The sequence below is a fragment of the Streptomyces sp. NPDC055966 genome, assembly GCF_042269865.1.
Taxonomy (GTDB): Bacteria; Actinomycetota; Actinomycetes; order Streptomycetales; family Streptomycetaceae; genus Streptomyces.
Window position 1 is genome coordinate 368,733 of the sequence record NZ_JBHJYK010000006.1, and the last position, 20,005, is coordinate 388,737.

The window sequence follows — 20,005 nt, forward strand, 5'->3', positions numbered from 1 at the left end:
GTAGGACCTGTCGGAGTCTGTTGGAAGAGGTAGGTCTGGACTGTTCGATATCCCGTCAAAAGCCTTGACAGCTGGGCTGTTTCACCCTGTGAGCTCGTTGAGTGTTCGGATGTGTTGGCTTCGCTCGGCTCATGCGCCGTCGCCGACGCGGCCCCAGCCCGGCAGCGGAGGCTGGGGCCAGGCGGGCGGCCGGGGCAGGAGATGCGCCGGTGCGTCAGGAACCAGGGTGTCGGCGGGCAGTCGTCCGGTGAGCCAGCCGAGGATCCGGTGTCCGGCCCCCGTGACCGAGGGGCCCTGCGGCGCCAGGGTCCAGCGCCGGCCCAGGTCCACGGCCTCCACCGAGGCGAGCGCGAAGCCCTGCGCCCGCAGGGTGCCGAGCGTGTCGTCCAGCGCCCAGGAGACATACGCGCCGGGCCACTGCTCGGTGCCGTGACCGGTGCCGAGGTCCAGGTGGTGGGTCTCCAGCTCCCGCAGGCAGCGCAGCATCAGATACCAGGCCGGGTGCCGCCAGCCGGCCAGCGCGGGGACCAGACGGTCCCAGGCGGGGGCGGGCATCGCGCGCGCCTGCGCCGTGAACCGGTCGAGGCTCTCGCGCAGCAGGGCCGTGAGCCGGCCGGCGGGCAGGGCCGCGTCCCGCTCCAGCGCGGCGGCCAGTGACGCCCGGTCCGCGCGGGGGCCCGGCTCGCGGCCGGTGCGCGCGAGCCCGAGCAGCCGGACGTAGGCGTCGGCGCTGTGGGCGACATGGGCGAGCACATGGCCGCGCGTCCACCCGGGCAGCCCGGCCGGGGCACGCAGCGCGGCGTCGGACAGCGCGCCGGCGGACCGTACGAGCCGGTCGGCCGAGCGCGCCACGAGGCCGAGGGGATCGCCGTCGGGGCCGACGGCCGGGAAACCGCTCACCTGCGCGCGCATGCGACCTCGATCCGTCCGGCGGTGGGGCGTTGAAGAAGGTGATCGTCGACGCTCTGGCCCCGGAGGATATCCGGCACATGATCGGCGGAGCCACGGAATTTTCCCGCCAGGGCGCCCGTACGGCCGGGGCGCCCGCGCGCCGGACGGCGATCGGCCTGATGAGCGGAAGGCGCGCGGTCCGCGTGACCCCCGGCCGCCTTTCCAGTTGGTCAGCGCATGAAGAAGCGCAGCATCCTCGCCCTCGCCACCCTGGCCACCGGATTCGTCGTGGCCGCCGTCACCCCGTCCCACGCGGCGGACAACGGTCCGCTCGACGAGCTCGGTGTCCAGGACACCGTCCACTCGACCGGTGACCTCGTCGACCAGGACGGTCTCGCCCCCGCCGGCCGGCAGTCCGGCGCCCAGGCCTTCGACCACGCCTTCGATCGGGCCTTCCCGCAGGACTTCGGGCAGAACTAGGGGGTGTCGTCTGGATCAGGCCGGCCTGATCCGAACGACACCCCCTGGCTTCGGCGCTCTCCGCGCGCATGCCGGTGTTCCCGCCGCAGGGGGCACCGGCACTCCTGTGCGGACGCCCTCACCGGGGCGGGGTTTCCGTGGCAGGGTGTTGCGGGCAAGCCACAGGGGGCCAACAGAAGAGGGGGAGTCCGTGACCGTCGTCTGGATCAACGGCGCGTTCGGTGCGGGGAAGACCACCGCCGCACGGGAACTGATCGAGCTGATCCCGAACAGCACGCTCTTCGACCCCGAGGTCGTCGGCGGGTCGCTCACGCACCTCCTGCCGCCCAAGCGCCTCGCCGAGGTCGGCGACATCCAGGACCTGCCGATCTGGCGCAGGCTGATGGTCGACACGGCCGCCGCGATGCTGGCCGAGCTGGGCGGGACCCTCGTGGTGCCCATGACCCTGCTCCGCCAGGAGTACCGCGACGAGATCTTCGGCGGCCTCGCCACCCGCAGGATCCCCGTGCACCATCTGCTCCTCGCCCCGGCCGAAACGATCCTGCGCGAGCGGATAGCCGGCCGGGAGATCCCGCCCGACCTGCCCGACGGCGAGATACGGATACGGCAGTGGTCGTACGACCACATCGAGCCCTACCGCGCCGCCCTCGCCTCCTGGCTCACCGCCGACGCCCACCTCGTGGACACCGGCGACCTCACTCCGTACGAGACCGCCGTCCGCATCGCCGACGCCGTCTCCGGCGGGACCGTACCCCCCTGTGACATCGTGCAGACCCCCGAGCCGACCGCCGAGACGCTCGCCGCCGGGGTGCTGCTCTTCGACGAACACGACCGGGTGCTGCTCGTCGACCCGACCTACAAGCCCGGCTGGGAGTTCCCCGGCGGGGTGGTCGAGCGGGGTGAGGCGCCCGCCCGTGCCGGGATGCGGGAGGTCGCCGAGGAGACCGGGATAGAGCTGCGGGAGGTGCCGCGGCTGCTCGTCGTGGACTGGGAGCGGCCCGCGCCGCCCGGCTTCGGCGGGCTGCGGCTGCTGTTCGACGGCGGCAGACTGGAGCCCGCCGAGGCGTCCCGGGTGCTGCTGCCGGGCCCGGAGCTGCGCGCCTGGCGCTTCGCCGGCGAGCAGGAGGCCGCGGGGATGCTCCCGCCGGTCCGCTACGAGCGGCTGCGCTGGGCGCTGCGGGCCCGTGAGCGGGGCACCGCCCTGTATCTGGAGGGCGGGGTGCCGGTCGGCTGATCCCCGGTGGTCCGGTGTTCAGGCGGTGGCTGCCACCTCGCGCAGCGCCGCCGCCGCACCCGACAGCACCGGGTCGCCGTGCCCGAAGCACGCCACCTCCGCGTCCAGCTCCGCCAACCGCCGCAGAGAGGCGAGGAGTTGCGGGCGGTCGAGGTTGAACACCCCTGGGATCACCGAGCCGTCGGCCGGTGACGCGGCCACCGTGTCCCCGGTGAACAGCACGCCCTCGGCGGGCAGGAACAGCGCGATGCTGCCGTCCGTGTGCCCGGGGACATGGAGCACACGTGCCCCGCCGCCGAAGTCGAGCACCTCGCCGTCGGACACGTCGGTGACCGGGGCGGGCGGCACCGGCGTCCCCTGGGGCAGGTGCTTGCTCACTTCCAGGTGGATCGGCAGCTCCCAGTCCTCGAACCGGTGCCGTGGGCCGGGGAGTTCCCCGCGGACGACCGGGGCGTCGAGGTGGTGCGCCAGCACCTCGGCGCCGCTCAGCGCCGCGAACTCGCCCGCCCCGCCCACGTGGTCCTCGTGGAAATGGGTCAGCACGATCCGCCGTACGTCCGAGGGCGCGTGCCCCAGCGCCGTGATCGCGTCGGCGATCGCCGGGCCCGCACCGATCGTGCCCGTGTCGACGAGCGTCAACTCGTCGTCGTCGCGCCAGAGATAGGCCTGGCCGACGGGGAAGCGCAGCAGGTGCAGCCGGGGGAGCAGTTCGATGACGTCCATGCCCCGACCGTAGGCAGCGCCCCCGCCCGCAGGCGAGGGCGCTCTGCCGCCGGCAGAAGCGGCGGACGGGAGACCCGGGGGGTCAGCCGGCGTAGTTGCGCAGGAACAGCGCCTCGGCGACCGACAGGCGCTCCAGCTCCTCGGGGGAGACGCTCTCGTTGACCGCGTGGATCTGCGCCTCCGGCTCGCTGAGACCGATCAGCAGGATCTCGGCCCGCGGGTACAGCCCGGCGAGGGTGTTGCACAGCGGGATGGAGCCGCCCTGTCCGGCGTACTGCATGGTCTCGCCGGGGTAGGCCGCGGCCATCGCGTCGGCCATCGCCCGGTAGGCCGGGCTGGTGGGGTCGGCGCGGAAGGGCTGGCCCTGGCCGATGTGCTCGGTGCTGACCCGGGCGCCCCACGGGGTGTGCGCCTCGATGTGCGCCTGGAGCAGCTTGGTCGCCTCGGCGGCGTCCACGCCCGGCGGCACCCGCAGGCTGATCAGGGCCCGGGCCGTGGACTGCACCGAGGGGGTCGCGCCGACGACCGGCGGGCAGTCGATGCCGAGGACGCTGACCGCCGGGCGGGCCCACAGGCGGTCGGCGACGGCGCCGCCGCCGGTCAGTTCGACACCGTCGAGCACCCGGGCGTCGGAGCGGAACTGCTCCTCGGTGTACTCCAGGCCGTCCCACGTGGCCGAGGAGTCGAGACCGTCGACGGTGGTCGAGCCGTCCGCGGCGCGCAGCGAGTCCAGGACCCGGATCAGCGCGGCCAGCGCGTCCGGGGCGGCTCCGCCGAACTGGCCCGAGTGCAGGTTGCCCTCCAGGGTGGCGATCTGCACCCGGACCAGGGTCATCCCGCGCAGGATGGTGGTCACGGTGGGCAGGCCGGCCCGGAAGTTGCCCGCGTCGCCGATCACGATCGTGTCGGCCGCGAGCAGCTCGGGGTGCTGCTCGGCGTAGCGCTCCAGACCGCCGGTGCCCTGCTCCTCCGAGCCCTCGACGATCATCTTCACGTTCACCGGGACGCCGCCGTTCGCCTTCAGGGCGCGCAGCGCGAGCAGGTGCATGATGAAGCCGCCCTTGCAGTCGGCGCTCCCGCGGCCGTACCAGCGGCCGTCGCGCTCGGTCAGCTCGAACGGCGGGGTGGTCCAGCCGGCCTCGTCCAGCGGCGGCTGCACGTCGTAGTGGGCGTAGAGCAGAACCGTTTTCGCACCCTCGGGGCCCGGCAGGTAGCCGTAGACCGACTGGGTGCCGTCCGGGGTGTCCAGCAGGGCCACGTCGACGAAGCCCTCGGCGGTGAGCGCCTCGGTGATCCAGCGCGCGGCGGCCTCGCTCTCGCTCTTCGGGAACTGCGCGAAGTCGGCCACCGACCGGAAGGCGACGAGCTCGGTCAGCTCCGCCTTCGCCCGGGGCATCAGCGAGGCGACGGTCTCGGCGACCGGATTCGACGACATGGGCACGCTCCTCGTGGGTGCGACGTTGAACGGGGTGAGTACCCCGATACTCCCACAGTGGCCTGCGGCGACGACCGCCGTAGGATGCGGGGGACACTACGGCAGCGGCTGGATCGGAGCAGTAGACCATCGTGAGCGGCGAGAACTCTTCGGCGGACGACGTGCAGCAGGTGTGGGACGTCGTCGTGGTGGGCGCGGGACCCGCGGGGGCCTCGGCCGCCTATGCGGCCGCGGTCGCCGGACGGCGCGTGCTGTTGCTGGAGAAAGCCGAGTTGCCGCGCTACAAAACCTGTGGCGGCGGCATCATCGGCCCCTCGCGCGACGCGCTGCCCCCGGGCTTCGAGCTGCCCTTCCGTGACCGGGTGCACGCGGTCACGTTCTCCCACAACGGCCGGTTCGCCCGCACCCGCCGCTCCAAGCAGATGCTGTTCGGCCTGATCAACCGCCCCGAGTTCGACCAGCAGCTGGTCGAGCACGCCCAGAAGGCGGGCGCCGAGCTGCGTACGGGCGTCACGGTGCAGCGCGTGGAGCAGCACGGCTCGGCGGTCCCCGACCGGCGCACGGTCGCCGTCCTGCTCCAGGGCGGCGAAACGGTGCTGGCCCGCGCGGTCGTCGGCGCCGACGGCAGCGCCAGCCGGATAGGGGCCCATGTCGGGGTGAAGCCGGCCCAGGTGGACCTCGGCCTGGAGGCGGAGATCCCGGTCCCGGAGTCCGTCGCGGAGGACTGGAAGGGCCGGGTCCTCATCGACTGGGGCCCGATGCCGGGCAGTTACGGCTGGGTGTTCCCGAAGGGCGACACCCTGACGGTCGGCGTGATCTCCGCGCGCGGCGAAGGCGCCGCCACGAAGCGGTACTTGGAGGACTTCATCGCCCGGCTCGGTCTGGCCGGCTTCGAGCCGTCCATCTCCTCCGGGCATCTGACCCGCTGCCGCGCGGACGACTCGCCGCTGTCCCGGGGGCGGGTGCTGGTCTGCGGTGACGCGGCCGGTCTGCTGGAGCCGTGGACGCGCGAGGGCATCTCCTTCGCGCTGCGCTCGGGCCGGCTCGCGGGGGAGTGGGCGGTGCGCATCGCCGAGGCGCACGACGCGGTCGACACCCGCCGCCAGGCCCTGAACTACGCGTTCGCGGTCAAGGCCGGACTCGGCGTCGAGATGAGCGTCGGCAAGCGGCTGCTGACCGCGTTCGAGAAGCGTCCCGGCCTCTTCCACGCGGCCCTCACCGGATTCCGCCCCGCCTGGCGGGCGTTCCGGGAGATCACCCAGGGCAAGACCTCGGTCGCCGAGATCGTCCGCTCCCGCCCGCTCGCCCAGCGCGCCCTGACCGCGCTGGACCGGGAGCAGGGCGCCCCGGCGGAGGATCCGGTCAGTTCGTGACGGTGATCCGGAAGACGGGGTGGTCGGGGGCGATGCGGCGCAGGTCCTCGTCCGGGGAGTCGGGGCCGACGCCGTCGAAGAAGACTCCGACCTCCGCCTTCCAGCGCTTGAGGTAGGCGCGCAGCAGCGGGACCTTGTCGTCGTCGGCGACCTCGGCGGCGGTGAAGACGTCCACGTTACTGCCGAGCCTCAGCTCGCCCCCGCCGACCGCCCGCATGTTGCGGGTCCACTGGACATGGCCGCGCGGGGCGACCAGGTACTGCTGCCCGTCCACCGTCAGCAGGTTCACCGGAGTCGTACGCCACTGCCCGCTCTTGCGTCCGCGCACCGCGAGGACCCGGGAGCCCCAGATGCTGATGCCGCGGCCGGTGAGCCAGGCCACCGTCCGGTTGAAGACGTTGACGGTGAACCAGCCCGGCTTCTTGACGTGTGACGACATGGTGACCCCCACGGTTCGGGAGAGCGGTGCTCTCGGTTGGCTCCAGTGTGGGGGAGGTCGGCACGAGAATGCAAGAGCGCTGCTCTCTTTTGTGTGCACTGCTCTCTCTCGTGGCAGACTTGAGGGTATGAGCACCCCACAGGGCGCCCGCGCACGGGCCAGGACCGAAGTCACCGCCGCCATCAAGGAAGCGGCCCGCAGACAGCTGGCGGACGAAGGAGCGGCGAAGCTCTCGCTGCGGGCCGTCGCGCGCGAACTCGGCATGGTCTCCTCGGCCCTGTACCGGTACTTCCCCAGCCGCGACGAGCTGCTGACCGCCCTGATCATCGACGCCTACGACTCCCTCGGCGAGCGTGCGGAGCGGGCGCACGACGCGGCGCGCGGTGCCGCGCCCGTGGCCCGCTGGACCGCCGTGTGCGAGGCGGTGCGCGGCTGGGCGCTCGCGCATCCGCACGAGTACGCGCTGATCTACGGCTCGCCCGTGCCCGGCTACGCCGCCCCCGAGACCACCGTCCCGGCCGCCTCCCGCGTGGGCCTCGTCCTCATCGACATCATCCGCGCCGCCCACGAGGGCCCCGGGCTCGCCGACCTGCCCCTGCCCGCCTCCCTGCGCCCCGAGGCCGAGCGCATGGCCGCCGACCTCGCCCCCGACCTGCCCCCCGAGGTCGCCGTGGCGATGGTGGCGGCCTGGGCCCAGCTGTTCGGGCTGGTGAGCTTCGAGCTGTTCGGCCAGTTCCACAAGGTGGTCGAGGACCGGGAGAGCTTCTTCCGGCACACGGTCACGCGGCTGGCACACGGGGTGGGGCTGCGGTAGGGGCGGGGTCCCCTGTGGCGGGCGCCGTACTCCCCGGGGAGTACGGGTGATCACCTCGCCCGGCGGACGTCCGGCGCCGCCGCCGGCGTCTAGCGTGGCGGGCATGGAAGAGCAGCGCGCCCCCTCGCCGCGGTGGCGGTACGGGCCCCCGTGGTCGCGGTACGGACCTGCCTGGCGCGACGGCCCGGACGACACGGAGCCGCACCGGGGGCGGGCCTGGCCGTGGCGCTCGACGGCGCTGTTCACCGTGTTCGTGCTGGTCGGCAGCAACTTCGCCGGGCACGGCCAGCCGCACCGGGTGCCGCTCGATCTCTACGCGCGCGTGCTGCTGCTCGTCGCCTCGCTCCTGCTGCTGTGGCGCCACCGCCACCCGGTGGCCGTGGTGTTCGGCACGGCGGCGGTGACCCTCGGCTACCTGGCCGCGGGCTACCCCTACGGGCCGGTCTATCTGACGGTCGCGGTGGCCTGCTTCAGCGCGGTCGTGGCCGGGCACCGGCGAGCCGCCTGGGCGGCCGTGGGACTGCTGTGGGCCGGGCACGCCCTGGTCGCGCTCTGGCTGTACCGCTGGCTGCCGCCCCCGGGGGACAAGGGCGCGGGCGTCATCCAGGAGATCGGCCTCGCCGCCTGGGTGCTGGCGGTGTTCGCCGTGGCCGAACTGGCCCGGGTGCGGCGCGAACAGTGGGCCCGGGAGCGGGCTGACCGCGCGCAGGCGGCCCGGCGGCGCGCCGACGAGGAACGGCTGCGGATCGCCCGCGAACTGCACGACGTCCTCGCGCACAGCATCTCCGTCATCAACGTCCAGGCCGGCATGGGCCTCGCGCTGCTCGACAGCGACCCCGAGCAGGCGCGGACCGCGCTCACCACCATCAAGGCCGCCAGCAAGGAGGCCCTCGGCGAGGTCCGCCAGGTGCTCGACACCCTGCGCGCCCCCGGCGCCGCCCCGCGCACGCCCGCCCCCGGCCTGGACCGGCTGCCGGAACTGGTGGAACAGGCGGCCGCCGCCGGGCTGAGCGTCGAGGTCGAGGGCGTGCCGCCGCAGCTGCCGGCGGGGGCCGACCTGGCCGCGTTCCGCATCGTCCAGGAGGCGCTGACCAACGTCGTACGGCACTCCGGATCGCGGCACGCGCGCGTGGCGTTCGCCCATGACGGCGACGCGCTGCGGCTGCGCGTCGACGACGACGGACCCGCGACCGGAGCCGACGCCGGCGGCAGCGGGAACGGGCTGGCCGGCATGCGGGAGCGGGCGGCCGCGCTGGGTGGCACCATCGAGGCGGGCCCGCGCCCCGACGGCGGCTTCCGGGTGCTCGCCGTGCTGCCGTCGCATCTCAGGGAGGACCAGTGATCCGGGTACTGCTCGCCGACGACCAGTCGCTCGTGCGGGCCGGTTTCAGAGCGCTGCTCGACGCGCAGCCGGACATCGAGGTGGCCGGCGAGGCGGCCGACGGCGAGGAGGCGCTGCGCCTGGTGCGCGAACGGGCGCCGGACGTCGTCCTCATGGACATCCGCATGCCCCGGCTCGACGGCCTGGCCGCGACCCGGCGCATCACGGACGACGCGGATCTGGCGGACGTCAAGGTGGTCATGCTCACCACCTTCGAGCTCGACGAGTACGTCTTCGAGGCCATCCGCTGCGGCGCCTCAGGCTTCCTGGTGAAGGACACCGAACCGGACGAACTCGTGCGCGCCGTACGGGCGGTGGTCGACGGCGACGCGCTGCTGTCGCCGGGCGTCACCCGGCGCCTGATCGCCGAGTTCGCGGCCCGCTCCAAGGAGCCCGCGGCGGCCGATGCCCTCGCCCGGCTCACCGAGCGGGAGCGGGAGGTGATGGCGCTGGTCGGCATCGGTCTGTCCAACGAGGAGATCGCCCGCCGCCTGGTGGTCAGCCCGCTGACGGCCAAGACCCATGTGAGCCGCGCGATGGTGAAACTGGGCGCCCGCGACCGCGCCCAACTCGTCGTGCTGGCCTACGAGTCGGGATTGGTGCGACCCGGCTGGCTGGGCTGAGCGCCCCGCCGGAAGCGCACCAGCACGCTCACCACCCGGGCCAGGAAGACCACGGACGCGGCCACGAGACCGATCCACACCAGCGCCGTCCTCAGCGCTCGGGGCAGAGCGAAGAGCAGCGCCGGCCCCGCGACGGCTCCGAACAGCACCGCGGCCGCGAACCCGGCGCTCACCAGCGCATAGCCGATCTCGACCGTGGCCGCGTCCTGCTGGGCCTTGGTGCGGCGTCCCCCGTGGCTGTCCATCACCTCAGCCTCACAGACGTGCGCCCGGCGGGCGAACCAACTCCCGCCGGGCGCACGTACGGAGGCTTCCCCCTGGGAGGTGTCGTCTGGATCATCCCGGCGTCGCGGGCCCTGGCACGCCCTCCCCCAGAGGGGGCACCCCCAGCCGGGTTGTCGTCACTCGCCGACTCCCCCACGCTCGGCTTCGCTCGCGCGGGAGGGGCCCCACGACCCCGCTCGGGTCGGCCGATCCGCACCGTTCGTCTCGGCCGGCCTGATCCGAACGACACCCCCTAGTCGCGGACCGCCACGCGCTCCGCTTCCGCCTCCCGCGCCGTGGACGTGGACCGGGCGACCACCACGGACGGCCGGCTACGGTGTCCGCGCAGACCGGTGAGCGTGATCAGCAGGCCCGCCAGCGCGATGCCCGTGACGACGAGGAAGCCGGGCCGGTAGCTGTCGAGGACGGCCTGCGGAGTGGCGTGTGCGGGGGCGCCCGCGGTGACCACGGCCGTCACCACCGCCAGGAACAGCGCGCCGCCCACCTGCACCGAGGTGTTCAGCAGACCGGAGACCATGCCCTGCTCATGGTCCTCGACGCCGTTGGTGGCCTGGATGTTGAGCGAGGGGAAGACCAGCGCGCAGGCGGCGCCGATCAGCAGCATCGACGGCAGGACGACCGCCGCGTACACGGGGTCGAGATCGACGCGCAGGAACAGGGCGTACCCGAGCGCCATGAAGGCGAAGCCCAGCGCGATCAGCCGGGGCGTACCGAACCGGTCGACGATCGCGCCGACCTTCGTGGACGACACCGCCACCAGTGCGCCGGCCGGCAGGAACGCGAGCGCCGTGTGCAGCGCGGACCAGCCGAGCAGGGACTGCATGTAGAGCGTCGTCAGGAACTGGAAGCCCACGTAGGAGCCGAAGAAGGCGATGGCGCCGAGCTGGGCGCGCACCTGGCTGCCCGAGCGCAGCACGCCCAGCCGGATCAGCGGGCTCGGCGAACGCCGCTCGACCAGGACGAACGCGGTGAGCAGCACGGCGACGGCGAGGAACGACAGCAGCGTACGGGCCGAGGCCCAGCCGGCCTCGGGGGCCTGGACGACGGTGTAGACCAGCAGCAGCATCGACGCGGTGCCGAGGACGGCGCCCGGGATGTCGTAGCCGGCGTGGTTCTCCTCGCGGGCGCTGCGCGGCAGCAGCCGCAGGCCCGCGGCCAGTGCGAGCAGGGCGATCGGCGCGGGCAGCAGCATGGTGAAGCGCCAGCTGGCCTCGGTGAGCAGGCCGGAGAGCACCAGACCCATGGAGAACCCGGTGGCGGCGCAGGTGGTGTAGATGGACAGGGCCCGGTTGCGCAGCGGACCCTCCGGGAACGTCGTGGTGATGATCGACAGTCCGGCCGGCGCGGTGAAGGCCGCGCTGAGGCCCTTGATGAAGCGGCTGGCGATCAGTAGCGGACCGGAGTCCACGAGCCCGCCGAGCAGCGACGCGAGCGCGAAGACGCCGAGCGCGACGAGGAACACCTGGCGCCGGCCGAGCAGGTCGGCGGTGCGTCCGCCGAGGAGGAGCAGGCCTCCGTAGCCCAGGATGTAGCCGCTGACGATCCATTGCAGCGTCGACGTGGACAGATGCAGGTCGGAGCCGATGGAGGGGAGCGCGACACCGACCATCGACACGTCCAGCGCGTCGAGGAACATCGCCGCGCAGAGCACCAGCAGGGTGCCCCACAGGCGAGGAGTCCAGCGGACGGCCGGGGACGGGGCCGCGGAGGGGGTGAGCGGAGAGGTCATGCCGAAGACAGTACATGCGCATGCATCGAATGCAAATGCATTTAATTACGGTGCAACAATCTTGATTCTCTGCTACGGTGCGCCCATGGCGGCGAACAGGGCCGAGCAGGCACTCGTGGAGCAGTGGCGGAACATCCTGGCCCTGCACGCCCGCACCCAGTGCGAGCTGGACCGGGCGCTGCACGAACACGGCTTGTGCGCCAGCGACTTCGAGGTCCTCGACCTGCTGGCCGAGGGGGTGGCGGCCGACGGCGGCTGCGCCTACCGCGTGCAGGAGATCTCCGAGCGGGTCCACCTCAGTCAGAGCGCCCTGTCCCGCCTGATCGGCCGCCTGGAGAAGGACGGCCTGGTCGACCGTGCGATGTGTGCCGAGGATCGGCGCGGGGTCCGGGTGGCCCTGACGGGCAAGGGGCGCGCGCTGCACGGCGAGGTGCGGCCCGTGCAGCGCGCGGTGCTGGCGCGGATGCTGGCCTGCGCCGACTGAAGGAGAGATGGAGGCTGACGGAGTGTCAGATGCCGCCCTTCTCCCGCCACAGCTCGGCCAGCGAGTGATCGCCGCGCACGCTCGGCACCGGCCTGCGGTTCCACAGCGCCAGGTACAACTCGTCGGCGGGTCCGAACAGTTCGGCCTCGGCCTCACCGGCCTCGTCATCTGCGCCGGCCGTGTTCCGCACGGTCACCGGCGGCTCGGCCGACAGCCGTACGGTCCACACGGTGTCCGCCCCTTGCGCCCCTTCCGTCCCCGCGTGCAGCGCGCGCACCCGCAGGACGCGCGGCTCCTCGGTGCGCAGCCGGCTCCGGGAGCGGGCGTGGAAGCCGCGCAGCAGTTCGTCGATGCCGTCGACCGCGAAGTCCGGGGCGATCGGGGAGGCCGTACCCCCGCGCGCCGCCTCCGCGTCGTACCGGTGGACGGTCGTCTCGTGTGCCTGCCGGCGGGTCCAGAACGCCAGCGGTGAGGGGCTGGGCGCCGGAAGGAACGTCCAGCACTCCAGGTCGACGGGTGCGGCGGCCAGGGCGTCGACCAGCAGGCGGTGACTGTCCCGGTACCAGGCCACCAGCTCGGCGCCGTCCAGCTCCGGCGGGTCGCCGAAGGGGCGCCGTGCGGTGCCCTCTTCGGTGATGTAGCCGGCGGCCCAGCGGTGCACGGCGCCGGTGTGCCGCAGCAGGTCGCGCACCTGCCACTCCGGGCAGGTGGGCACCTTGGCGTCGGTCCCTGCGGCGTCGGCGGCCGCCGCGAGCAGTCGGCCCTCGCGGTCCAGGGTCTGAAGGAAGTCGGCAGTCTCCATGGGGCGAGTGTGCCGGATGGAGTCCGCTCGAAGGCCCGCCTTTTCCGCTGCACCGCCGCGTGGCCGAGGTCCGTCAGCGCCCCATGGTCCGCCGCGTCGTGACCCCGATGAACGCGGCGACGGCGGCCAGCGCCGCCACGCTCGTGAGCGCGGTCGGCAGAGAGAACCAGTCGGCCATGAAGCCGATCGAGGGCGGCCCGAGGAGCATGCCGCCGTAGCCGAGCGTCGAGGCGATGGCGACCCCGGACGGGCCGGTCAGCGCGCCCGCCCGCTCGACGGCGACCGGGAAGAGGTTGGCGAGCCCGAGCCCGGTGACGGCGAAGCCGATCAGCGCCGCCCACACGGAGGGCGCGAGGGAGCCGAGCAGCATGCCCGCCGCCGCGACGGCGCCTCCGGCGATCACGGTGCGCGCGCGGCCGAGGCGTTCCAGGAGTGTGGTCCCGGTCGCCCGGCCGATGGTCATGGCCAGCGCGAAACACGAGTACCCGGCCGCCGCCACGCCCGACGAGGCCGCCAGGTCCTGCTGGAGATGGAGCGCGCCCCAGTCGGCCATGGCGCCCTCGCCGTAGGCCGTGCAGAGCGCGACCAGCCCGAAGACGAGCACCAGCCCGCGGTGGCCGCCGCGTCGCGGGCCACCGGTCCGCGGTTTCTGGTGCGGCGACGGGCGGGTCCGGGCCGGCACGGGCGGCTCCTGTCGCAGCAGGGTGCGTCCGGCGAGGGCGGTGACGAGGAGCCCCGTGAGGGTGAGGCCGAGCAGATGCCGGGTGGGGGAGAGCGCACCGGCGACCAGTCCGCCGAGGCCCGCGCCGATCATGCCGCCGAGGCTGAACGCGGCATGGAACGTGGGCATGATCGGCCTCCGCAGTGCGGCCACCAGATCGACGGCGGCGCTGTTGAAGGCCACGTTGATCCCGCCGTAGGCGGCGCCGAACACCAGCAGTACGGCGCCGAGCGCGGGCGCGGAGTGAGTGAGCGGGGGCAGGGCGACGCTGAGGGAGAGCAGAACGGCGCAGACCACGGTGACCGGATGGCTGCCGTAGCGCCGGCACAGGCGCCCGGTGAGGGTCATCGTGATCACGGCACCGGCGGAGACGCCGAGGAGCGCCAGGCCCAGATCACTGGCCGAGGCGTGGGTCTGCTCCTTGATGTCGGGAATCCGGACGACCCATCCGGCGAAGATGAAGCCGTCCAGGGCGAAGAAGGCGGTCAGGGCGATCCGCAGCCGGGTGAGATCGGTACTGCTGCCCGGCACGACGTTGCGCGATCGGGTTTTGTTTATTTGCGGCACAAACTCAGGTTAGGGGGAGGCCGAGGGGAGGGGCAAGGTCTTTCCAGGGTGCTCGCGTGTACGGACGGGCCAAGCGTGTTCATATCGCGAGAGAACCGGATACGCGTCAGCGCTCGCCTCGGCGACGAGCGCCTTCGCATGCCGTCCGGGCCGCCCTCGGCCGCGTGCGACCGGCTCCGGCCTGTCCGTGGCGGGAGCGATGTGTCCTTGACCTGCGCCTACTTGTGTGCCTTGATGCCGGCCGTGCCGTCAACCCCGCGCACCGTGTGCCCCGTTCGGGGTGGCCGGAGTCTTTCCGTGCGCGGTCCTCCGGTGGATACAGGTCGGTTAATGCTTGCTCACGAGCTGGTTGCCGAGGGGTGAGCGGTCCATGATGGCCCCATGACGTTGGCCTCGCGCGCGCTCGCGCAACTGGCGACCTGGCCCGACCTGAGCCAGGCGATCCCGAGCTGCGGCCTGGGAGAGGCGGTGAGTTCGGCCCACGGCGAGATCGCCCACTTCCACTCGGACCGCGATGTCGATCTACGGCTGACCGACCGGGCCATCCGGCGCTTCGCCAAGGACCTGAGGGACTCGGGGGCGATCAGGATCGTGCCCGGCTCTCAGTGGGTGACCCTGCGCCTCGACGCCGCGAGCGACGTCGACCTGCTGCTCACCCTGGTGAGCGTGGCCCTCCAGGCCCAGCAGACCTGGCCCGACCCGGCCGACCGGCCGCAGACCGGGTGCAACGACCAGCGGGGGGCGGGGTTCGTGAAGGCCGACCTGGGGCGGTTCTGAGGCGGTCGGCACGGAAGCAGACGTCGGCGCGGAAGGGGCCGGATCCGAAGCGGCCGGGTCCGAGGTGGCCGGATCCGGCGTGGGCGGAGCCCGATGCGTCGGTGGCGCGCGCCGCTTCTGTGCGGGCCTCCGCGGTGACCGGGCTCGGTGTGGGTCGATGTGTCGTGGGTGGGGTTCTGCGCCGGCCGGTGTGGCGGGTGGGTCCGGTGTGGGCCGGTGCCGTGCCCGGGGGTTGCGCACCGGCCGCCGTGCCGGGTGGGCTCGGTGCGGGCCGGTCGCGGCCGGGGCCGGCCGGCCGTCGCGTCGGCGGGGCTCGGGCCGGGTGTCACACCGCCAGGACCCGGATTCCTGCCTCCTCGAAGAGGCGTACCGTCTCCTGCGGTACCGCTGTGTCCGTCACGAGCGTGTGCACCAGCTCCGCTCCGCAGATCCGGGCGAAGGCGCGCCGGCCCAGCTTGCTGGAGTCGGCGGCGACCACCACCCGCTCGGCGCGCTCGCACAGCAGCCGGTTGATCGCGGCCTCCGCCTCGTCGTGCGCCGCCGCCCCGTGCGTGGCGTCGAAGGCGACGACACCGAGTACCGCCACGTCGAGCGTGATCTGCCCGAGCACCCCGTCCGCGAGCGGGCCGATGAGCTCGTACGACTGCGGGCGCGCGACCCCGCCCGTCACCACGATCTTGAACTGGGGCCGCACCGCGAGCTCGTTGGCGATGTTGAGCGCGTTGGTGACGACGGTCAGCGCCGGTGAGCCGCTGGACAGGTCGCCGCGCACGGCCAGGGCGCGGGCCACCTCCGTGGTGGTCGTACCACCCGTGAGCCCCACCGCCTCGCCCGGCGCCAGCAGATCGGCCACGGCCTTGGCGATGCGCTGCTTCTCGGAGGCGCGGCGGGCGGTCTTGTAGCGCAGCGGGAGTTCGTACGACACCCCGTGCACCACCGCTCCGCCCCGGGTGCGCACCAGCATCTGCTGCTCGGCGAGCTGGTCGAAGTCCCGGCGGATCGTCGCCGCCGACACCTCCAGCTCGGCCGCCGCCTCCTCGACCTCCAGCCGGCCGCGCTCCACGAGCAGTTCCAGCAGCGCCTTCCAGCGGGCGTCCCGGGACATCCGCAGCCTCCTTCTCCGTGTTCCCGGTGACCCTAGCGCACGGTCCTCTGCGCGTTGATGCTTGATTGTGCTCGAAAGCTCGCTATATCTTGCAGGAACAATCAGCGAGGGAAGGGTGTGGGCATGACCCATGTCGAGGACGAGCTGAACAGCCAGCCGGAGTGCTGGGCGCGGGCCGCCGAAGGGGCGCAGCGGTACAAGGCCGCGCTGCCGGAGTCCGGGGAGCGGGTCGCGATCGTGGGGTGCGGGACCTCGTACTTCATGGCGCAGGCGGTGGCCGGGCTGCGGGAGGGCGCCGGGCAGGGCGAGACCGACGCGTTCGCCGCCTCCGAGTTCCCGTCCGGGCGGTCGTACGACCGGGTCGTCGCCCTCACCCGCTCCGGTACGACGACGGAAGTGCTGGAGCTGCTCGGCGCGTTGCGGGGACGGACGCGGACCACCGCCGTCACCGCCGACCCCGCCACCCCTGTCATGTCCGCCGCCGACGACCTCGTCGTCCTGGACTTCGCCGACGAACGCTCCGTCGTCCAGACCCGGTTCGCCACCACCGCCCTCACCCTCCTCCGCGCCCATCTCGGCCTGCACACCGACTCCGTCGTCGCCGACGCGCGCACGGCCCTCACCACTCCTCTTCCCGAACAGCTCGTCGCCTGCACCCAGTTCACCTTCCTCGGGCGCGGCTGGACCGTCGGGCTCGCGAACGAGGCCGGTCTGAAGATGCGCGAGGCCTCGCTGTCCTGGACCGAGGCCTATCCGGCGATGGAGTACCGGCACGGCCCGATCAGCATCACCACCGCGGGCAGGGCCGCGTGGATGCTCGGCGAGGCGCCCGAAGGGCTCGCCCAACAGGTCGGCGCCACCGGCGGGTTGTGGATCGAGGGCGAACTCGACCCGCTGGCCGAACTCGTCCGGGTCCAGCGGCTCGCGGTCGCCGTCGCCGCCGCGCACGGCCTCGACCCCGACCGGCCGCGCCATCTCACCCGCTCGGTGATCCTCGCCCCCTGACGCCCGGCCGACCGGCTTGACCCCCGGCCGACCGGCCGGCCCAGACTGACGACCGGCCGCCCCCGGCCCGACCCTGGCCGACCCCGGCCCGCGCATGGCCGACCCCGGCCCGCGCATGGCCGACCCCGGCCCGCGCATGGCCGACCCCGGCCCGCGCATGGCCGACCCCGGCCCGCGCGCGGCCGGGCTCCCGCCGACTTTCCCCGATGTGCGGCCCACGCGCAGCCACCCCCCCCAGCCACCGCCTGCCCGGCCCCCCGGCCGCCCATCTCCGGCGGCAGCCCGGCTCACCCTCTGCCGGTACCCGGCCGACCCCTGGCCGTTCCCGGTCGAACCTCCGGCCGCCCCGCCCCGCCCCTGCTGCCACCCCCCCGGTCCGCGTCTCGGAAGGACACCCGAAGTGCCCCTCGTGAACACAGGCGAGCTGATCACCTCCGCTTCCGCGGCCCGCTCCGCGGTCGCCGCGTTCAACGTCATCACCCTGGAACACATCGAAGCCGTCATCGCCGGCGCCGAGTCGGCCGAAGCCCCCGTCGTCCTCCAAGTCAGTGAGAACGCCGTCAAGTTCCGCTACGGACGGCTGCTGCCGCTGGCCCGCGCCGCCGTCGCCGCCGCCGAACGGGCCACCGTGCCCGTCGCGTTGCACCTGGACCATGTGCAGAGCGACGACCTGCTGCGTCAGGCACCGGGCGCGGGGTTCGGCTCGGTGATGTACGACGCGGCCCGGCTGCCGTACGCCGACAACCTCTCCGCCACCCGGGCCGCCGCCGACTGGGCGCATTCCCAAGGACTCTGGATCGAGGCCGAGTTGGGGCAGGTCGGCGGCAAGGACGGCAGACCTCCGCTGGACGCCCACGCGCCCGGCGCGCGCACCGATCCCGACCAGGCCCGTGACTTCGTGGCCGGAACCGGCGTCGACGCGCTCGCCGTCGCCGTCGGCAGCGTGCACGCCATGACCACCCGCACGGCCCGCCTCGACCACGCACTGCTGAAGCAGCTGTCCGCGGCGCTCGCCGTCCCGCTCGTCCTGCACGGCTCCTCCGGCGTACCGGACGACGGCCTGGTCGAGGCGGTCGCGGGCGGCATCGCCAAGGTCAACGTCGGCACGGCGCTCAACGTGGCGATGACCGGGGCGATCCGGGAGTTCCTCGCCACCCACCCCGAGGCCGTCGACTCGCGGAAGTACCTGAGCGTGGGGAGGGAGGCGATGGCGGACGAGGTACGCCGGATCATCGGGGTGCTGGGCCGCACCTCCGGCTGACCGGTCGTTCAGTCCTTCCTGACCGCCCGCAACACCACGAACTTCGGGTCGGAGGCGACCAGTTCGCTGTTGCCGAACAACCGTTTCAACTTCACGTGGTACCCGAGATGACGGTTGCCGATCACCCACAGCTCGCCGCCCGGCCGCAGCGCGCGCTTCGCGCCGGTGAACATGCGCCATGCCGTCGCGTCGGTCGTCGCCTGGTGGGAGTGGAACGGCGGGTTGTTCAGGACGAGGTCCACGCTGCCCGGGGCCACCCCGGCCAGCCCGTCACCGACCCGGAACTCCGCGTGCCCGGGCACCCCGTTGGCCTTGTACGTCGCCTCCGCCGAGGCCACCGCCTGGAACGACTCGTCGACGAACAGCACCTCGGCCGACGGGTCCGCCAGCGCCACCGCGGTACCGACGACGCCGTTGCCGCAGCCGAGGTCCACCACGCGGGCGGCGCCCGGGCCGGGCAGGTGCCGCAGCAGGAAACGCGTGCCGATGTCGAGACGGTCGGCGCAGAAGACGCCGGCGTGGTTGACGACCGTGCGCCCTGAGGCCGGCCCGACGTCGCCCGGGAGGGCGTAGGTGTACGGCCACGGGTTCGCGGGCCGCTCCAGCGCCGGGTCCGGGGTGCAGAAGATCAGCCGGGCCTTCTGCCGGGCCAGCGAGGTGCGGGTCGGACCGAGGACCCGCTCGAAGAGCTGGAGCGTGGAGGTGTGGATCTCCTTCACCATGCCGGTGCCGACGACGACCGTGCCCGCGTGCACGGCGGGTGCCAGCCGCAGCAGCTGGTCCTCCAGCAGGGCGAGGCTCTTCGGCACCCGTACCAGCAGCACGTCCACGCGCTCCGGCGGCGGGTCCTGGGTGGTGAGCAGCTGGACGGCACCCGGCTCCACGCCGGCCCGCGCCAGATTCGCCCGGGTCGCCTCCTGGCTGAGGAAGGAGTCGGTGATCTGTGTCGGGTGGTACGCGGCGAGCGCCGTCGCCAGCGCGCCCCAGCGGTCCCCGACCACCACGACCGCGCCGGTGAGCGGCACCTGTTCCTCGGCCAGGTGGCGCAGCAGGTACGCGTCGGAGGCGTCCCAGGCACGCAGCCGGTCGCGGGGATCCTCGGGGAAGCGGGTCAGCTCGACCTCGCCCCACGGTGTCGTCATACGGTCGCTCATCGTGCCCCCAGGCTAGCGGAGCCGCAGATCAGGGGTGGTGCGGCGGGCCTGCGCCATGATGGAGCGCGTGGACGCGGAGCTGTTTCCCAGGGAGAGCGCGCAGGTCGCACCGGGCGCCGTGCACGCCCCGGGCTGGCTGGCGGACGAAGAGCAGCGGCATCTGCTCGCCGCCTGCCGGGACTGGGCCCGGCCCCCGGCCGGACTGCGCACGGTCCGCACACCCGGCGGCGGCACGATGACCGCCCGGCAGGTCTGCCTGGGCTGGCACTGGTATCCGTACGCCTATGCCCGCACGGCCGTCGACGGCGACGGCGCCCCGGTGAAGCCCTTCCCGGCCTGGCTCGGCGAGCTGGGCCGCCGCGCGGTCGCCGACACGCTCGGCCCGGCGGCGGTCCCCCCGGCGCCGTACGACATCGCGCTGATCAACTTCTACGACGGCGACGCCCGCATGGGCATGCACCGCGACGCCGACGAGCGCGCGGACGCACCGGTGGTCTCGCTGAGCCTCGGCGACACGTGCGTGTTCCGCTTCGGCAACACCGGGACGCGCGCCCGGCCGTACACCGACGTGGAGCTGCGCAGCGGCGATCTGTTCGTCTTCGGCGGGCCGTCCCGGCGGGCCTACCACGGGGTGCCGCGCGTACGTCCCGGTACGGCACCGCCCTGGCTGGGACTCGGCGGACGGCTGAACATCACCCTGCGGGTGAGCGGGCTGTAGCAGG

General features: G+C 73.4%; 21 protein-coding genes. 11 read left to right on the forward strand and 10 right to left on the reverse strand.

Annotation, left to right across the window (positions count from 1 at the left end; translation table 11 throughout):
• Positions 1–129: 129 nt before the first annotated feature.
• Positions 130–912, reverse strand: a complete 783-nt coding sequence (locus tag ACFC8N_RS16045) for a maleylpyruvate isomerase family mycothiol-dependent enzyme (RefSeq protein WP_376288470.1) — start codon at positions 910–912, stop codon at positions 130–132.
• A gap of 216 nt (positions 913–1,128) precedes the next feature.
• Between ACFC8N_RS16045 and ACFC8N_RS16050 the strand changes: the two genes are divergently transcribed.
• Positions 1,129–1,371, forward strand: a complete 243-nt coding sequence (locus ACFC8N_RS16050) for a hypothetical protein (protein WP_356023772.1) — start codon at positions 1,129–1,131, stop codon at positions 1,369–1,371.
• Positions 1,372–1,561: 190 nt separating this feature from the next.
• On the forward strand, positions 1,562–2,605 hold the full coding sequence (locus tag ACFC8N_RS16055) for an NUDIX domain-containing protein (protein WP_356023509.1): 1,044 nt from the start codon (positions 1,562–1,564) through the stop codon (positions 2,603–2,605).
• A gap of 18 nt (positions 2,606–2,623) precedes the next feature.
• Here the strand turns inward: ACFC8N_RS16055 and ACFC8N_RS16060 are convergent, their stop codons facing one another.
• Positions 2,624–3,328 (reverse strand): MBL fold metallo-hydrolase, encoded by a 705-nt coding sequence (locus tag ACFC8N_RS16060; RefSeq protein WP_376288471.1) that lies wholly within the window; start codon positions 3,326–3,328, stop codon positions 2,624–2,626.
• An 82-nt stretch (positions 3,329–3,410) separates the two neighbouring features.
• Complete coding sequence (locus ACFC8N_RS16065; RefSeq protein WP_376288472.1) at positions 3,411–4,763, reverse strand: dipeptidase; 1,353 nt, start codon at positions 4,761–4,763, stop codon at positions 3,411–3,413.
• A gap of 131 nt (positions 4,764–4,894) precedes the next feature.
• Here ACFC8N_RS16065 and ACFC8N_RS16070 point away from each other — a divergent pair, with 131 nt between their 5' ends.
• The gene (locus ACFC8N_RS16070; protein WP_356023515.1) at positions 4,895–6,136 is read left to right on the forward strand and encodes a geranylgeranyl reductase family protein; all 1,242 of its coding nucleotides are present in this window, start codon (positions 4,895–4,897) and stop codon (positions 6,134–6,136) included.
• Here the strand turns inward: ACFC8N_RS16070 and ACFC8N_RS16075 are convergent.
• A complete protein-coding gene (locus tag ACFC8N_RS16075; protein WP_356023517.1) occupies positions 6,126–6,575 on the reverse strand; it encodes a nitroreductase family deazaflavin-dependent oxidoreductase in 450 nt (149 codons plus the stop codon). The genes ACFC8N_RS16070 and ACFC8N_RS16075 overlap by 11 nt on opposite strands.
• A gap of 127 nt (positions 6,576–6,702) precedes the next feature.
• On the opposite strand from ACFC8N_RS16075, the gene ACFC8N_RS16080 reads away from it, so the two are divergent.
• From ACFC8N_RS16080 to ACFC8N_RS16090, 3 genes are all read left to right on the forward strand, one after another.
• On the forward strand, positions 6,703–7,389 hold the full coding sequence (locus ACFC8N_RS16080; RefSeq protein WP_356023519.1) for a TetR/AcrR family transcriptional regulator: 687 nt from the start codon (positions 6,703–6,705) through the stop codon (positions 7,387–7,389).
• Between the two features lie 103 nt (positions 7,390–7,492).
• Positions 7,493–8,731, forward strand: coding sequence for a sensor histidine kinase (locus ACFC8N_RS16085; RefSeq protein ID WP_376288473.1), 1,239 nt, complete (start codon positions 7,493–7,495; stop codon positions 8,729–8,731).
• Entirely contained in the window at positions 8,728–9,393 is a 666-nt protein-coding gene (locus ACFC8N_RS16090) for a response regulator transcription factor (RefSeq protein WP_356023523.1), read from the forward strand. The genes ACFC8N_RS16085 and ACFC8N_RS16090 overlap by 4 nt, the downstream gene beginning before the upstream one ends.
• Here the strand turns inward: ACFC8N_RS16090 and ACFC8N_RS16095 are convergent.
• Positions 9,354–9,638, reverse strand: a complete 285-nt coding sequence (locus tag ACFC8N_RS16095) for a DUF6332 family protein (RefSeq protein WP_376288474.1) — start codon at positions 9,636–9,638, stop codon at positions 9,354–9,356. The genes ACFC8N_RS16090 and ACFC8N_RS16095 overlap by 40 nt on opposite strands.
• 272 nt (positions 9,639–9,910) lie before the next feature.
• Positions 9,911–11,407, reverse strand: coding sequence for an MFS transporter (locus ACFC8N_RS16100; protein ID WP_376288475.1), 1,497 nt, complete (start codon positions 11,405–11,407; stop codon positions 9,911–9,913).
• A gap of 85 nt (positions 11,408–11,492) precedes the next feature.
• On the opposite strand from ACFC8N_RS16100, the gene ACFC8N_RS16105 reads away from it, so the two are divergent.
• The gene (locus tag ACFC8N_RS16105; RefSeq protein WP_356023529.1) at positions 11,493–11,891 is read left to right on the forward strand and encodes a MarR family transcriptional regulator; all 399 of its coding nucleotides are present in this window, start codon (positions 11,493–11,495) and stop codon (positions 11,889–11,891) included.
• A gap of 25 nt (positions 11,892–11,916) precedes the next feature.
• On the opposite strand, the gene ACFC8N_RS16110 is transcribed toward ACFC8N_RS16105, so the two are convergent.
• Both ACFC8N_RS16110 and ACFC8N_RS16115 read right to left on the reverse strand, forming a co-directional pair.
• Positions 11,917–12,693: a maleylpyruvate isomerase family mycothiol-dependent enzyme gene (locus ACFC8N_RS16110; RefSeq protein WP_376288476.1), complete on the reverse strand. Its 777-nt coding sequence runs from the start codon at positions 12,691–12,693 to the stop codon at positions 11,917–11,919.
• 73 nt (positions 12,694–12,766) lie between these two features.
• The gene (locus ACFC8N_RS16115) at positions 12,767–13,945 is read right to left on the reverse strand and encodes an MFS transporter (protein WP_376288477.1); all 1,179 of its coding nucleotides are present in this window, start codon (positions 13,943–13,945) and stop codon (positions 12,767–12,769) included.
• 417 nt (positions 13,946–14,362) lie between these two features.
• Here ACFC8N_RS16115 and ACFC8N_RS16120 point away from each other — a divergent pair, with 417 nt between their 5' ends.
• Complete coding sequence (locus tag ACFC8N_RS16120; RefSeq protein ID WP_356023535.1) at positions 14,363–14,758, forward strand: luciferase family protein; 396 nt, start codon at positions 14,363–14,365, stop codon at positions 14,756–14,758.
• Between the two features lie 325 nt (positions 14,759–15,083).
• Here ACFC8N_RS16120 and ACFC8N_RS16125 read toward each other — a convergent pair whose 3' ends face one another.
• Complete coding sequence (locus ACFC8N_RS16125; protein WP_356023537.1) at positions 15,084–15,863, reverse strand: DeoR/GlpR family DNA-binding transcription regulator; 780 nt, start codon at positions 15,861–15,863, stop codon at positions 15,084–15,086.
• Positions 15,864–15,986: 123 nt separating this feature from the next.
• Here ACFC8N_RS16125 and ACFC8N_RS16130 point away from each other — a divergent pair, with 123 nt between their 5' ends.
• Together ACFC8N_RS16130 and ACFC8N_RS16135 are read left to right on the forward strand one after the other, a co-directional pair.
• A complete protein-coding gene (locus ACFC8N_RS16130) occupies positions 15,987–16,868 on the forward strand; it encodes a sugar isomerase (protein WP_356023539.1) in 882 nt (293 codons plus the stop codon).
• Positions 16,869–17,268: 400 nt separating this feature from the next.
• Positions 17,269–18,129 carry a ketose-bisphosphate aldolase gene (locus ACFC8N_RS16135; protein WP_376288478.1) on the forward strand — a complete coding sequence of 287 codons (861 nt, stop codon included), beginning with the start codon at positions 17,269–17,271 and terminating at the stop codon, positions 18,127–18,129.
• A gap of 8 nt (positions 18,130–18,137) precedes the next feature.
• Here ACFC8N_RS16135 and ACFC8N_RS16140 read toward each other — a convergent pair whose 3' ends face one another.
• On the reverse strand, positions 18,138–19,271 hold the full coding sequence (locus tag ACFC8N_RS16140) for a methyltransferase (protein ID WP_376288479.1): 1,134 nt from the start codon (positions 19,269–19,271) through the stop codon (positions 18,138–18,140).
• 79 nt (positions 19,272–19,350) lie between these two features.
• Here ACFC8N_RS16140 and ACFC8N_RS16145 point away from each other — a divergent pair, with 79 nt between their 5' ends.
• A complete protein-coding gene (locus tag ACFC8N_RS16145) occupies positions 19,351–20,001 on the forward strand; it encodes an alpha-ketoglutarate-dependent dioxygenase AlkB (protein ID WP_356023545.1) in 651 nt (216 codons plus the stop codon).
• Positions 20,002–20,005 lie beyond the last annotated feature (4 nt).

What these genes read in the sequence shown, in the direction of transcription:
- ACFC8N_RS16140 (WP_376288479.1), bottom strand. Translation starts at nt 19,271, where the DNA reads ATGACGACACCGTGGGGCGAGGTCGAGCTGACCCGCTTCCCCGAGGAT.
- ACFC8N_RS16100 (WP_376288475.1), bottom strand. Translation starts at nt 11,407, where the DNA reads ATGACCTCTCCGCTCACCCCCTCCGCGGCCCCGTCCCCGGCCGTCCGC.
- ACFC8N_RS16105 (WP_356023529.1), top strand. Translation starts at nt 11,493, where the DNA reads ATGGCGGCGAACAGGGCCGAGCAGGCACTCGTGGAGCAGTGGCGGAAC.
- ACFC8N_RS16130 (WP_356023539.1), top strand. Translation starts at nt 15,987, where the DNA reads ATGACCCATGTCGAGGACGAGCTGAACAGCCAGCCGGAGTGCTGGGCG.
- ACFC8N_RS16045 (WP_376288470.1), bottom strand. Translation starts at nt 912, where the DNA reads ATGCGCGCGCAGGTGAGCGGTTTCCCGGCCGTCGGCCCCGACGGCGAT.
- ACFC8N_RS16120 (WP_356023535.1), top strand. Translation starts at nt 14,363, where the DNA reads ATGACGTTGGCCTCGCGCGCGCTCGCGCAACTGGCGACCTGGCCCGAC.
- ACFC8N_RS16060 (WP_376288471.1), bottom strand. Translation starts at nt 3,328, where the DNA reads ATGGACGTCATCGAACTGCTCCCCCGGCTGCACCTGCTGCGCTTCCCC.
- ACFC8N_RS16080 (WP_356023519.1), top strand. Translation starts at nt 6,703, where the DNA reads ATGAGCACCCCACAGGGCGCCCGCGCACGGGCCAGGACCGAAGTCACC.
- ACFC8N_RS16050 (WP_356023772.1), top strand. Translation starts at nt 1,129, where the DNA reads ATGAAGAAGCGCAGCATCCTCGCCCTCGCCACCCTGGCCACCGGATTC.
- ACFC8N_RS16085 (WP_376288473.1), top strand. Translation starts at nt 7,493, where the DNA reads ATGGAAGAGCAGCGCGCCCCCTCGCCGCGGTGGCGGTACGGGCCCCCG.
- ACFC8N_RS16065 (WP_376288472.1), bottom strand. Translation starts at nt 4,763, where the DNA reads ATGTCGTCGAATCCGGTCGCCGAGACCGTCGCCTCGCTGATGCCCCGG.
- ACFC8N_RS16110 (WP_376288476.1), bottom strand. Translation starts at nt 12,693, where the DNA reads ATGGAGACTGCCGACTTCCTTCAGACCCTGGACCGCGAGGGCCGACTG.
- ACFC8N_RS16125 (WP_356023537.1), bottom strand. Translation starts at nt 15,863, where the DNA reads ATGTCCCGGGACGCCCGCTGGAAGGCGCTGCTGGAACTGCTCGTGGAG.
- ACFC8N_RS16095 (WP_376288474.1), bottom strand. Translation starts at nt 9,638, where the DNA reads ATGGACAGCCACGGGGGACGCCGCACCAAGGCCCAGCAGGACGCGGCC.
- ACFC8N_RS16075 (WP_356023517.1), bottom strand. Translation starts at nt 6,575, where the DNA reads ATGTCGTCACACGTCAAGAAGCCGGGCTGGTTCACCGTCAACGTCTTC.